The sequence below is a fragment of the Pantoea sp. RCC30.1 genome (genome assembly GCF_058148845.1).
Genome location: NZ_JBXUHX010000034.1, coordinates 1 through 13,211 on the forward strand (window position 1 = coordinate 1; position 13,211 = coordinate 13,211).

The 13,211-nt window shown below is 54.3% G+C and carries 11 protein-coding genes; 5 read left to right on the forward strand and 6 right to left on the reverse strand.

The window, feature by feature from the left end:
• Positions 1–512 precede the first annotated feature (512 nt).
• Together AC2LB6_RS20910 and AC2LB6_RS20915 are read right to left on the reverse strand one after the other, a co-directional pair.
• Entirely contained in the window at positions 513–935 is a 423-nt protein-coding gene (locus AC2LB6_RS20910) for a hypothetical protein (protein WP_490094972.1), read from the reverse strand.
• Positions 932–1,627 carry a hypothetical protein gene (locus AC2LB6_RS20915; protein WP_490094973.1) on the reverse strand — a complete coding sequence of 232 codons (696 nt, stop codon included), beginning with the start codon at positions 1,625–1,627 and terminating at the stop codon, positions 932–934. The genes AC2LB6_RS20910 and AC2LB6_RS20915 overlap by 4 nt, the downstream gene beginning before the upstream one ends.
• 1,226 nt (positions 1,628–2,853) lie before the next feature.
• Between AC2LB6_RS20915 and AC2LB6_RS20920 the strand changes: the two genes are divergently transcribed.
• Positions 2,854–4,203, forward strand: a complete 1,350-nt coding sequence (locus AC2LB6_RS20920) for an NCS2 family permease (protein WP_136198645.1) — start codon at positions 2,854–2,856, stop codon at positions 4,201–4,203.
• Positions 4,204–4,348: 145 nt separating this feature from the next.
• Positions 4,349–5,998 (forward strand): Na+/H+ antiporter, encoded by a 1,650-nt coding sequence (locus tag AC2LB6_RS20925; protein ID WP_490094974.1) that lies wholly within the window; start codon positions 4,349–4,351, stop codon positions 5,996–5,998.
• 45 nt (positions 5,999–6,043) lie between these two features.
• Here AC2LB6_RS20925 and AC2LB6_RS20930 read toward each other — a convergent pair whose 3' ends face one another.
• Positions 6,044–6,946, reverse strand: a complete 903-nt coding sequence (locus AC2LB6_RS20930; protein WP_490094975.1) for a LysR family transcriptional regulator — start codon at positions 6,944–6,946, stop codon at positions 6,044–6,046.
• A gap of 103 nt (positions 6,947–7,049) precedes the next feature.
• Between AC2LB6_RS20930 and AC2LB6_RS20935 the strand changes: the two genes are divergently transcribed.
• The 3 genes from AC2LB6_RS20935 (at position 7,050) to AC2LB6_RS20945 (ending at position 8,849) form a co-directional block, all read left to right on the forward strand.
• Positions 7,050–7,475: a CidA/LrgA family protein gene (locus tag AC2LB6_RS20935; protein ID WP_490094976.1), complete on the forward strand. Its 426-nt coding sequence runs from the start codon at positions 7,050–7,052 to the stop codon at positions 7,473–7,475.
• Complete coding sequence (locus AC2LB6_RS20940; protein ID WP_490094977.1) at positions 7,468–8,163, forward strand: LrgB family protein; 696 nt, start codon at positions 7,468–7,470, stop codon at positions 8,161–8,163. Before AC2LB6_RS20935 ends, AC2LB6_RS20940 begins: the two co-directional genes overlap by 8 nt.
• A gap of 140 nt (positions 8,164–8,303) precedes the next feature.
• Positions 8,304–8,849, forward strand: coding sequence for a YfaZ family outer membrane protein (locus AC2LB6_RS20945; RefSeq protein WP_490094978.1), 546 nt, complete (start codon positions 8,304–8,306; stop codon positions 8,847–8,849).
• Positions 8,850–8,931: 82 nt separating this feature from the next.
• On the opposite strand, the gene actP is transcribed toward AC2LB6_RS20945, so the two are convergent.
• The 3 genes from actP to acs form a co-directional block, all read right to left on the reverse strand.
• The gene (gene actP, locus AC2LB6_RS20950) at positions 8,932–10,587 is read right to left on the reverse strand and encodes a cation/acetate symporter ActP (RefSeq protein WP_090963733.1); all 1,656 of its coding nucleotides are present in this window, start codon (positions 10,585–10,587) and stop codon (positions 8,932–8,934) included.
• Positions 10,584–10,913: a DUF485 domain-containing protein gene (locus AC2LB6_RS20955; RefSeq protein ID WP_090963735.1), complete on the reverse strand. Its 330-nt coding sequence runs from the start codon at positions 10,911–10,913 to the stop codon at positions 10,584–10,586. The genes actP and AC2LB6_RS20955 overlap by 4 nt, the downstream gene beginning before the upstream one ends.
• A 140-nt stretch (positions 10,914–11,053) precedes the next feature.
• A complete protein-coding gene (acs, locus tag AC2LB6_RS20960; RefSeq protein ID WP_490094979.1) occupies positions 11,054–13,009 on the reverse strand; it encodes an acetate--CoA ligase in 1,956 nt (651 codons plus the stop codon).
• Positions 13,010–13,211 lie beyond the last annotated feature (202 nt).

Genomic DNA, 13,211 nt, shown 5'->3' on the forward strand with positions numbered 1-13,211 from the left:
AGCAGCGTGCCGCCTGGCAACGCGCGATTGCACAGGGTGGTGAGCTTTCGCTGCCTGGCTAATGCCCTCATTTATCGAGATGAAAACGCTTTTTTATTGTTTTTTGCCCTTTTGGGTTAAGAGCGTCGTGCATGACATTTAGCTGGACGTTGATAGAATAATTTCGCTTCCGAGAGAAGCGTATGATGTCCGGTTGTCAGCACTACCGAAAACCATCGTTAAAATCCTGTTATCTGCTAAAAGTCGCGCTGATTTTTGCGTAAATTGTGTAATGGCGGTTTTGTGTACATTGTGTAAAAACAGGATGTAAAATCTGGTGGAATTATCCGGTGTGAAAAAACGCAGGATAATCAGAGGGATAATTTTAGCGTGTTCCCCGCACGAGCGGGGATGAACCGCACTAGCTTCACACCTCTACAGGAACTGTTTGTATCAAACGCTCTGATTTTGTATGAGAACTGCACTACAGATGTTTGAGGGGCCTCAATCGGAGCCCTCATTGCATCATACGACTAGGGTTCTTTCACCATGGATATAATAAGCGTACCTGGATCTTTGATAATACCCACGGACAGAGATACTTTCGGTTCCGGGCCGGTCCAGCAGTCACCCTGGATATCACAGGTGCTGGATTTTTTATATCCATGCTGTTCGAGATATCTATCAATTTGGCTTGTATCAGTCGTACCCTGAAATTGTAATTCGTAAATGAGCAAGCCTGGCCCCGCAACGTTTGAGAAACTAAAACCGTAATTCTTTGTAACACGAGGCATGTTTTTAAGCAGTTTTGGGGTATAAAATTCGTATTGTCTTGTGTCTTTTTCCGTATATCTGGCGCTCCCTGCAAAATCCATCTGAACGTATGGCCATACAGAAATAAGTCCAGCAACTAGCAGCCCTGACACTATCAACATAACTTTATGCGAAAATCTCATAGCATTGCTTCTCCGCCTAATTGCATAAAGTTACCGTTAGCCGTAGCAATACCAACATTTCCTGATTCCCAGTTTTTATAAGGAGTAATCGTCCTCATGATGTCAGGTAAATGGCCGAAATAGGGTTGGGGGTTAGGGTAAATCGCTGGGTCAGGAAATAACAGCGGCTTGAAGGTTTCATTCTTCCAGGATCCAATTTTTCCATAGTAATCCCACCGTTTTTGCGCTTCTTCTTTGCTGACTGGTTTCAAAAGCGGGAACAGATTTATACACGTCATTATTCGATAAAACCCCAGCAGGTCTGAAACGAGATCTTCTCCGCTAAAGCCACTATCAGTGATTAAGTTATTAGGGAATGAATGCTGAAAATTTTCAAACTTTCTTGATAATGTCATCATCATTGCGAGGGCTATAGATTGTCGTTCAAAATATGTTTGCCCTTTTCGGATTCGCCAGGTGATGAACTTGCCTAAGCGTAGCCTCGTCTTGCCATCGACCATAGATTGTGAATAGGTAACGTCGTAAGTTTTCCCGCTTGATGCTTCACCAGCATTTATTTTTTGCATTAGCCGGATGATATCCCCACCCCTTGCATGTCCCAGATCAATCCAACCCAGCACTTCCGTATAAATTAAACCGCCGCGTAATCCGGTGGCGAGTCTCCCATCCATAATATCAATACGTTTACTCATCCTTAATGTCCATCCATGTTAAAACGTCATGTAATAAAGCAATCCTGCTATCTGATTATTACGTAATAACCTAATCTCATCCATTCTATTCGCATGCTTTAGGGCTTCAGGATTATCTCCTTGTCTCACCTGGTTTGTAAAAAGTCTGGCAAGTGTTTCCATAAGCCTGGTGTTCTTATCATCCTACCCGCTCAGTAATGAATGTGGAATGCATACCCTGATGCAGGGTGATAAATTTAAGTATAAATAACCAGAATGCTGTCATCTTCCTGATTAACATTTCACTGATTAGGATTTAACACTAAGTCTAATTAATTTTTTATAATTAACATGCAAAATAAAGATGCATCAAAAAATTTAACGGCAACTAAAAAGTTAGTTATCTTTACGTGGGGATAGTCTGTTTTACACTGGCAATGAGAAGGCCATTATAACGAATGGCTATTTATGATGGCTGTGTAGAAAATCTTTATTACTATTCATTAAAGAAAACTCGAGCCGATGGCAAATCTTCAGTAGGATGTCACTTATTATCCTATTGTTGTCTTAATTTAGCTGCCGTGGCTGCCTACTGGCAGAGATCATATTCCTGCACTAAGAAAATATCTCATGGGTAAAAAGGGGACCATGGTGGTCAGGGCGAGTTGTATTGGTTTAAGACAGACTTTGATGATTACGATAGTGAGTTTATTACTTTAGTTAGTGCACATCCAATAAACGTCACAGGTTCAGTTATCTGCAGACTGTGACAGATCATTATCCGTGTACTGCCAGCAGTTGCTGTGCACGGTGTATGGTTTTCCGTCCACTGCAACCGTGCAATTAGCGTCATGCCCGATGCAGTCCGTATTTATCAGGGCCTGTTCTGACTTAGCAAAGGGGCAGTTCTCCGTCCAGCCTCTATCCACCACCCTGGCGGGCGTATCGATCCGCATTTGCACATTCAGCGGCAACACCTCTTTTCCGCGGTAAAAATCTTTGTCCTCAGGAGTGTGGAGATATCAATTTATGCTCAAGAATCTCCCTCGGGCAGTTGAAAATGTGCCGCTAAACGCCGGATAATCCCATGCCTTTTTATCTGGCCGATTTTGACGGTCAACTATCTGCGGCAAGGTAAACGTTTGCCTGGCGGGTTAATCCCGACAGTGACGCCGTCTACCCGCTTATTCCAGGGACAGCGATGGTCGCAGAGCGATCCACACAACAAAAATTCTTGAGGCTCAACTATGTCAACTGAATCACGCCCGGCCAGTGGAAAACTGGACGCCTGGTTCTCCATCTCGGCGCGCGGCAGCAGCGTGCGCCAGGAAATTCTGGCCGGACTTACCACCTTCCTGGCGATGGTCTACTCCGTCATCGTGGTGCCGGGAATGCTCGGCAAAGCCGGTTTTTCCCCTTCCGCCGTGTTTGTCGCCACCTGTCTGGTCGCCAGCTTTGGTTCCATCCTTATGGGGCTGTGGGCCAATCTGCCGATGGCCATTGGCTGCGCGATCTCCTTAACCGCCTTTACCGCGTTCAGCCTGGTGCTGGGTCAGCACATCAGCGTGCCAGTGGCGCTGGGCGCAGTGTTCCTGATGGGCCTGCTGTTTACCCTGATCTCGGTGACCGGCATTCGTGCCTGGATACTGCGTAATCTGCCGATGGGCGTGGCGCACGGCACCGGTGTCGGGATTGGCCTGTTTCTGCTGCTGATTGCCGCGGATGGCGTGGGTCTGGTTGTGAAAAACCCGGCACCGGGCCTGCCGGTGGCACTGGGTCACTTCACCACTTTCCCGGTAATGATGACGCTGCTGGGGCTGGCCGCAATTATTGGACTGGAGAAGCGCCGGGTGCCGGGTGGCATCCTGCTGACAATTATCGCCATTTCGCTGCTGGGCCTGATCTTTGACCCGGCGGTGAGTTATCAGGGACTGTTTGCGCTGCCAAGCCTGCGTGACGCCAGCGGTCAGTCGCTGCTGTTCAGCCTCGACATCATGGGTGCAATGAAACCTGCGGTGCTACCCAGCGTGCTGGCGCTGGTGATGACGGCGGTCTTTGATGCCACCGGCACCATTCGCGCGGTCGCGGGTCAGGCAAACCTGCTGGATAAACAGGGCCAGATTATCAATGGCGGCCGTGCGCTGACCAGCGACTCGGTGAGCAGCCTGTTCGCGGGTCTGGTGGGCGCATCACCGGCTGCGGTTTATATCGAGTCGGCGGCAGGCACGGCGGCGGGCGGTAAAACCGGCCTTACCGCGATTGTGGTCGGTCTGCTGTTCCTCGCCATCCTGTTTATGTCGCCACTGGCTTATCTGGTGCCCGCTTACGCTACTGCACCTGCCTTAATGTATGTCGGTCTGCTGATGCTCAGTAACGTGGCAAAAGTCGACTTCGGTGATTTTGTCGATGCGATGTCGGGCCTGTTAACAGCAGTGATTATCGTGCTCACCTGCAATATCGTGACCGGCATTATGATCGGTTTCGCCAGCCTGGTGGTAGGGCGTCTCTTCGCCGGTGAATGGCGTAAGCTCAACGTCGGCACCGTGATTATTGCCGTTGCGCTTGTGGCGTTTTACGCCGGTGGCTGGGCGATCTGACTGTATAACCGGGCGTGCGACTGCGCGTCCGGAATTTTTCACTTTTTTCCCGCCCGGCGCACGCGTAGCTGACAATCTTCACAGCCGTTTGTTTTACACTTTAGCGCTTAACCAATGATTGAAAGAAACGACGCCTAAGGAAAGCATGGAAATCTTTTTTACTATTCTCATCATGACGCTGGTCGTGTCGCTCTCTGGCGTCGCGGCCCGCATTCTCCCTTTTCAGATCCCGTTGCCGCTGGTTCAGATCGCCGTAGGTGCGATGCTGGCCTGGCCAACGTTTGGTCTGCATGTCGACTTTGACCCGGAGCTGTTTCTGGTACTGTTCATTCCGCCGCTGCTGTTCGCGGATGGCTGGAAAACGCCGATCAGTGAGTTCCTGCATCATGGGCGCGAGATTATTGGCCTGGCGCTGGCGCTGGTCCTGATTACCGTGATCGGTATCGGCTATCTGATCTACTGGATGGTGCCAGGTATCCCGCTGATCCCGGCCTTTGCGCTGGCGGCGGTGCTGTCGCCAACCGATGCCGTGGCACTCTCCGGCATTGTCGGTGAAGGCCGCATTCCCAAGAAGATTATGTCGATCGTGCAGGGTGAAGCCCTGATGAACGATGCATCGGGCCTCGTATCACTGAAATTTGCCGTGGCCGTTGCTATGGGCACAATGGTGTTTACCTGGGGCGGTGCCAGCATTGAGTTCATGAAAGTCGCCATTGGCGGTCTGATTGCCGGTGTGGCGATCTGCTGGCTGTACGGTAAATCACTGCGTCTGTTCAGCCGCTGGAGCGGGGATGATCCGGCGACACAGACCGTGCTGCTACTGCTGCTGCCGTTCGCCTCTTACCTGATTGCTGAACATCTGGGTGTCTCAGGCATCCTGGCGGCCGTAGCTGCCGGTATGACCATTACCCGTTCCGGTATTATTCGTCAGGCACCCCTGGCGATGCGCCTGCGTGCTAACAGCGTCTGGCAGATGCTGGAATTCATATTCAACGGCATGGTCTTCCTGATGCTGGGCCTGCAGCTGCCGGACATTCTGCAGACCTCCATCGATCAGGCACAGGCCGATACTAACGTCGAATTGTGGATGCTGTTCGCCGATATCGGACTGGTCTATCTGGCGCTGATGCTGGTGCGTTTTGGCTGGCTGTGGATCATGCAGCGTCTGAGCAAACGTCTGTTGAAGAAGAAGCCGCTGGAGTTTGCTAACTACTCGCTGCGCGAGCTACTGATCGCCACCTTTGCCGGGGTGCGCGGGGCGATTACCCTGGCCGGTGTGCTGTCGATTCCACTGTACCTCACCACGGGTGAACCCTTCCCGGCGCGCTATGAGCTGGTGTTTATCGCCACCGGCGTGATTCTGGTCTCACTGCTGGTGGGCGTGGTGCTGCTGCCGATTCTGCTGCGCGGCATTGATAGCATCGACAAAGGTGCACATCGCCGTGAGCTGCAGAATGCTCGTGCGCTGATGGCGGGCGCAGCGGTTGAGAGCCTGCATAAGATGGAACAGCGGCTGGAAAATGAGTCGGAAGAGAACATCGATCCGGAACTGCTGAAAGAGGTGAGTCTGCGGGTGACGGGCAATTTACGTCGCCGCGCCGAAGGGAAGAATGACCTGGAGCATGCGCTGTACGCTGAGAACCTTGAGCGTCGTTTCCGCCTGACCGGTCTGCGCGCCGAACGTGCCGAGCTTTATCATCTGCGAGCTACCCAACAGATCTCCAATGAGACGATGCAGACGTTATTGCACGATCTGGATCTGCTTGAAGCGCTGCTGATCGAAAAAGAAGAGTAAGCCCTGACTGGCACGCCTGCGCATTCAGGCGGGCGTGCCAGCTTTTCACACCGACAGACGCGGCGGCTCATCCGGCCAGTGTTCGCGACAACAGTTTATCCACGCCTGCGCACTGCGCGACAGATAACTCCCTTCCCGCCAGATCAATCCCAGACTCCACTTCAGCTCCGATTCCAGCGGCAGCCACAATAGCGACTGCTTATCCAGCCGCTGACAGATCGGCTCCGGCAGAATCGCCAGCCCCATCTCCGCCTGCACCATCGCCGCCAGAAAATCCCACTGACCGCTGCGAACCGCCACCGTTGGCGTCAGATTGAGCCGCTGAAATGCCTGCATCAGCTGACGATTTAGCGAGAACTCCTCGTTGAAAATCAGTAGCGGATGCTCAGCCAGCTCAGCCAATCCAATCTGCTGGCGGCCGAGCCACTCAGGGCGGCGCGGCAGCAGCACGCAGAGCGGATGATGCATCAACGGCAGGGTGTTTAAGGGCAGCTCAGGATCGACCGGCAGTGCGGTCAGGGCGATATCGAGACTACCCGCCAGTACCGCCTGCTGAACGGTCAGACCGCCAAATTCAGAGATTTTCAGCTTCACGCCGGGGTAGCGACGGCGAAAGGCGGAAATCGATCCGGCTATTTGCATACCCACCATCGGCGGAATACCGAGCCGCAGCTCACCGGTTTTGAGTTGGTTGATGTCACCAATCTCCGCTTCCAGTTGATGAAACTCCTGCAGGATGGCCAGGCCGCGCTGATAAACCGCCTGGCCGCTGTCGGTGAGGTGCAGACGACGGCCATCGCGCAGGATCAGCGTGCAGCCCAGCTCCTCTTCCAGCTGGCGCAACATTTTGCTGATGGTCGGCTGCGTCACAAACAACTTTTGCGCCGCGCGGGTAAAGCTCTGCTGGCGAACCACCTCAGTAAAGTAACGCAGGGCGCGCACGTCCATAACTATTCCTTTCAGGCATGATTACGATAATTTTAATTCATTTTTTTCACCTTGTGCTGGCGTTTTATACTGATGACATCAAATTAATTGGGGAGAAAAAGTGATGGCGCTGGCGCTCACTTTACGCAGCAACCGCGCAGTGCAATGGCTCAGCCTGCCGCTGCAACTGGGCTTCTATATCGGCCTGTTTATCGCCTGCGACCGGCTGGTGAGCTGGCTGCACCTGCCGCTGCCCGCCAATATCGTCGGGATGCTGTTGCTTCTGGCGTTGATCGTGACGCGGATTGTGCCGCTGAACTGGGTAAAAGCCGGATCGCGCTGGCTGCTGGCCGAGATGCTGCTGTTCTTCATTCCGGCGGTCGTGGCGGTAGTGAATTATGGCGATCTGCTGCGGGTCGATGGCTGGCGCATCTGCGTGGTAATCGGCGTCAGTACGATGCTGGTGCTGGCCTCTACCGCCTGGGTGGTGGATCGGCTCTATCAGTATGAAGTCGCGCGCGCCGCGCGTAAGCAGGATACTGATGCGTGATTTTCTGCTCAGCCTGCTCTGTGTAGCGGTCACGCTGCTGGTTTATGCGCTGAATAAACGGCTCTATAGTCGCTGGCGCATACTGCTGCTGATGCCTCTGGTGATGACGCCGCTGGTGCTGGTGGCTCTGCTGCTGCTGACGCACATCAGCTGGCAGGATTACATCGCAGAAAACCACTGGCTGCTCTGGTTGCTCGGGCCTGCCACGCTGGCGTTTGCGGTGCCGGTCTATGAGAACGTGCAGATTATTAAGCGCCACTGGTTGTCCCTGAGCGCGGGCGTCCTGACCGCGACGCTGGTCGCCGTCTGCAGTTCTGTCTGGCTGGCGCGGCTGTTAACCCTGCCGGAGTCGATCCAGCGCAGCCTGGCGGTCCGCTCTATTACTACGCCATTTGCGCTGGCCGCAGCAGGACCGATTGGCGGTCAGCCCGATCTGGTGGCGCTGTTTGTGGTGATCACGGGCGTGTTTGGCATGGCGATAGGTGACGTGCTGTTTCTGCGCATCGCGATTAAGCAGGGTGTAGCGAAAGGTGCCGGGTTTGGAGCGGCGTCGCACGGTGCCGGCACGGCACGCGCTTATCAGCTTGGACAGCAGGAGGGTGTGGTCGCCAGCCTGGTGATGATGCTATCGGGCGTAGTGACCGTGGTGCTGGCCCCGCTGATTGGATACCTGATGTGGACTATATAGTCTACACTCCGTTGCGCAGTGACGGCAGACCTCCTGAGAGAGACACGTATTTTTACGTAAAGTTTTCCAGATTTTGTTGTCTCCCCATTTCAGGCTGTTAACCTTGCGGCCGAATTAATTGTCCTTCACGGAGTGGAATCATGTTTAAGCAACTTGTTGCCGGGAGCGCCCTCGGGCTGGTTTTAATGAGCGGTGCCGCTCAGGCGATTGAAGGCAGTGTTGATGTCAGTGAACACAACACCAACCTGAATCTGGGTCTGGGCACCACCACACCCGGTCTGTTTCTGAAAGGTAACTGGCTGCGTAGCGACCATGACGGCAGCACTTACGGTGCCGGTCTGGGTTACAACGTTGATTTCGGACCACTGCGTCTGGCACCGACCGCAAAAGCGATCTTCACCCATCCTGAAGATGGAAAAGATGGATTTGCGGTGGCGCTGGGTGGTGCAGCACATTACAGCATCAACAGCATGTGGGGCCTGTATGGCGAGTATTATTACGCGCCGGAGTCGTTCACCGATCAGCTCGACAGCTATCAGGAAGCCGCTGGCGGCCTGAGCTTCACGCCAATTTCACTGCTTAACCTGCGTGTGGGTTATCAGTACATCGAACTGAACAACAAAGATGGACGCAAAGATAACGTGCTGGTCGATGGCCCGTACGTGGGTGCATCGCTGCGCTTCTGATTCTGTTGCGTGAAAGAAAAGGGCGACTACCCCGGTAGCCGCCCTTTTTTATTGTCCGCTCGTTATGAATGAAAAACGGCGATTAGTGCGCCTTGCCCTGTTCAATGCCGGTGCCCGTCTGCGAGCGAATAAACTGCGCGCGGAAGCGTGAACGCTCCTCTGCGCCCTGCTGCGAATGGTCAGTAATGGAGAAGAGCCAGATGCCAACAAAGGCCACCACCATGGAGAACAGCGCCGGATATTCATACGGGAAAATCGGCTTCGCGTTACCCAGCACCTGAACCCACACGGTCGGGCCAAGGATCATCAGAATCACGGCGGTCAGCAGACCCAGCCATCCGCCCACCATCGCGCCGCGCGTGGTGAGTTTTGACCAGTACATCGACAGCAGGATGATCGGGAAGTTACAGCTGGCCGCAATCGAGAAGGCCAGCCCGACCATAAAGGCGATATTCTGCTTCTCAAACAAAATCCCCAGCGCAATCGCCACCACACCCAGCGCCAGCACGGTGATTTTAGAGACCCGCAGTTCATCTTTCTCGCTCGCCTGACCTTTACGATACACGCTGGCATAGAGGTCGTGCGATACCGCCGATGCGCCTGCAAGGGTTAAGCCCGCGACCACGGCCAGAATCGTGGCGAATGCCACCGCAGAGATAAAGCCCAGGAAGGTGCTGCCGCCCACGGCATCCGCCAGATGCACCGCCGCCATATTGGTGCCGCCAATCAGCGCGCCGCTGGCATCTTTAAAGGCCGGGTTAGCGCCCACCAGCAGAATGGCACCGAAGCCGATAATAAAGGTGAGGAAGTAGAAGTAGCCCATAAAGCCGGTCGCCCAGAAGACGCTTTTACGCGCCTCTTTGGCATCCGCGACGGTGAAGAAGCGCATCAGAATATGCGGCAATCCGGCCGTACCGAACATCAGCCCCAGCCCCAGCGACAGCGCCGAGATCGGATCTTTGACCAGCCCGCCTGGCTGCATAATCGCGATGCCCTTGGGATGGACCGCCATCGCTTCGGTAAACAGCGTATTAAAGCTGAAATTGGCCGCCTTCATCACCATGACCGCCATAAAGGTCGCACCAAACAGCAGCAGTACGGCCTTGATGATCTGCACCCAGGTGGTAGCCAGCATGCCGCCAAACAGCACATACATCACCATCAGAATGCCGACCAGAACCACCGCTACATGGTAGTTAAGGCCGAACAGTAACTGGATGAGTTTACCGGCACCTACCATCTGCGCGATGAGGTAGAGCGCTACCACCACCAGCGAACCACAGGCTGACAGGGTGCGGATCGGCATCTGCTTCAGACGATAGGAGGCGACGTCAGCAAAGGTATAACGACCCAGGTTGCGCAGCCGCTCGGCGATTAAAAACAGAATCATCGGCCAGCCGACCAGGAAGCCGAGCGAGTAGATCAGCCCGTCATAGCCGGAGGTGTAAACCAGCGCCGAAATGCCCAGGAACGAGGCCGCTGACATGAAGTCACCCGCCATCGCCAGACCATTCTGGAAACCGGTGATATTGCCGCCTGCGGTGTAGTAGTCGTTACGCGAACGTGTTCGCTTTGACGCCCAGTACGTAATCCCCAGAGTGGCACCGACGAAAATCGTAAACATGATAATCGCCTGATAGTTAGTCGGCTGGCGCTGCACCGCACCGGTTATCGCATCGGCGGCCAGCGCTGAAAACGGCAACATTAAGGCCAGTAGCCATAAGGTGAGACGCGTCATGATTTCACCTCGCTGAGGATCGCTTTCGTTAAACGGTCAAACTCACCGTTAGCGCGCCAGACATAGACGCCGGTCAGCACAAACGACATCACAATCAGACCAACACCAATCGGGATACCGCGCGTCACATTGGTTCCGGCATGCAGCGGCGTGCCGAGCCAGCCGGGTGCAAAGGCAATCAGCAGGATAAAACCGACATAGAGCACCAGCATGATCAGCGACAGCAGCGTCGCGAACGCCTGGCGTTTATGGACTAACTCATGAAAAAGGGGATTACGTTCAATCTGCTGATTGATTGCATCCTGATTCGAAAGGGCGTCATTCATCACATTTTCTCCAGAGGGCTTGCAGGCGAGAACCTCACGACAGGGCGCGGATTCAGCTGGTTATAATATTTGTGACTACCGAAACAGACTGCGTAGGGCGGGTGTGGCGGGAAGTGATCTTCCCGCCGGACAGCGTGCGCTTAAGGCATTTTGATCGATTGTTTCTCCTCAAGCAGTTTCTCTACAACGCCTGGATCGGCGAGGGTAGAGGTATCACCAAGGTTACTGGTATCGCCGGTGGCAATTTTACGCAGAATACGGCGCATGATTTTGCCAGAGCGGGTTTTCGGCAGTGAGTCTGTCCAGTGCAGCACATCAGGCGTGGCGATCGGGCCAATCTCTTTGCGGACCCACTGGCGCACTTCGGTGTACAGCTCCGGAGAGGGTTCTTCGCCGTGATTCAGCGTGATATAGGCGTAAATCGCCTGGCCTTTGATACTGTGCGGAATCCCGACCACGGCCGCTTCGGCAATTTTAGGATGCGACACCAGTGCCGATTCAATTTCGGCGGTGCCAAGGCGGTGACCGGAGACGTTGAGCACGTCATCGACGCGACCCGTGATCCAGTAGTAGCCATCTTCATCGCGACGGGCACCGTCACCACTGAAGTAGACATTTTTAAAGGTGGAGAAGTAGGTCTGCTCGAAACGGTCATGATCGCCAAAGAGGGTACGTGCCTGGCCCGGCCACGATTCGGTGATCACCAGATTGCCTTCACAGGCACCTTCCTGCGGCTGACCTTCGTTATCGACGAGCGCCGGTTGCACGCCAAAGAACGGTCGGGTAGCGGAACCGGCTTTAAGCTCCGTCGCACCCGGCAGCGGCGTGATCATGAAGCCGCCGGTTTCGGTCTGCCACCAGGTATCCACAATCGGGCAGCGGCTGTTACCGATTTTCTTGTAATACCATTCCCAGGCTTCCGGGTTAATCGGCTCGCCGACCGAACCCATAATGCGCAGGCTGCTGCGGTCGGTGCCGGCAATCGCCTTGTCACCTTCGGCCATCAGCGCACGGATTGCGGTCGGCGCGGTGTAGAGCAGGGTGACTTTATGTTTATCAACCACTTCCGCCATGCGGCTCGGCGTTGGCCAGTTAGGCACCCCTTCAAACATCAGCGTGGTGGCGCCACAGGCCAGCGGGCCATAAACCAGATAGCTGTGACCTGTTACCCAGCCGACATCGGCGGTGCACCAGTAGATATCATCCTGATGGTAATCAAAGACGAACTTAAAGGTAGTGGCGGCATAGACCAGATAACCGCCGGTGGTATGCAGCACACCTTTAGGTTTGCCGGTTGAACCCGACGTATAAAGGATAAACAGGGGATCTTCCGCGCCGACTTCGGCAGCTGAGTGGTTGGTACTGGCGTTGAGCATCAGGTCATGCCACCACTGATCGCGGCCTTCAATCCAGCCCACCTCTTTACCGGTGCGCTGGAACACCACCACGTTTTTCACGCTGGTGACATTCGGGTTTTTTAATGCATCATCAACATTTTTCTTCAGCGGAATGCTGCGACCGGCGCGGATCCCTTCATCGGCTGTAATAACCAGTGAAGCGCTGGAATCGACGATGCGGCCAGCAACGGCTTCCGGTGAGAAGCCGCCAAATATGACCGAGTGGACAGCACCAATACGCGCACAGGCCAGCATCGCCACAGCGGCTTCCGGCACCATCGGCATATAGATCGCCACCACGTCGCCTTTTTTCACTTCCAGCAGCTCCAGCACGTTGGCGAAGCGACAGACTTCGGCATGCAGCTGGCGGAAGGTCAGGGTTTTGCTTTCGCTGGCGTCGTCGCCTTCCCAGATAATTGCCGGGTGATCGCCGCGCGTGGCGAGATGACGGTCAAGGCAGTTTGCCGCCAGGTTGAGCGTGCCATCTTCGTACCAGCGAATGTTAATGTTACCTGGCGCGAACGAGCAGTTTTTCACTTTGCTGTAAGGCTTGATCCAGTCAAGGATTTTGCCCTGTTCGCCCCAGAAACTGTCTGGATCGTCGACAGATTGCTGATACATCGCCTGATACTGTTCAGCAGTAATCAGGGTGTTTGCTGCAATATTCTCTGGAACGGGATGTTTGTGTATTTGGCTCATGGCGGATCTCCTTGAAGATGTTAATGATATGTCAATCAATGGTTAATTAAAGCCTGCCCTGAGCCTTTGTTTCTTTTTTGCGCCACAGATCACGTGATAAACCTCCCGCCGCGAAGCGTGAAGCCACTCTGCTCTTTCCGTTTAACTCTCTGTCGGCGATGAGGAATTAAGAAGGGGCGTCATAGGGGAAATGGCTGGATAA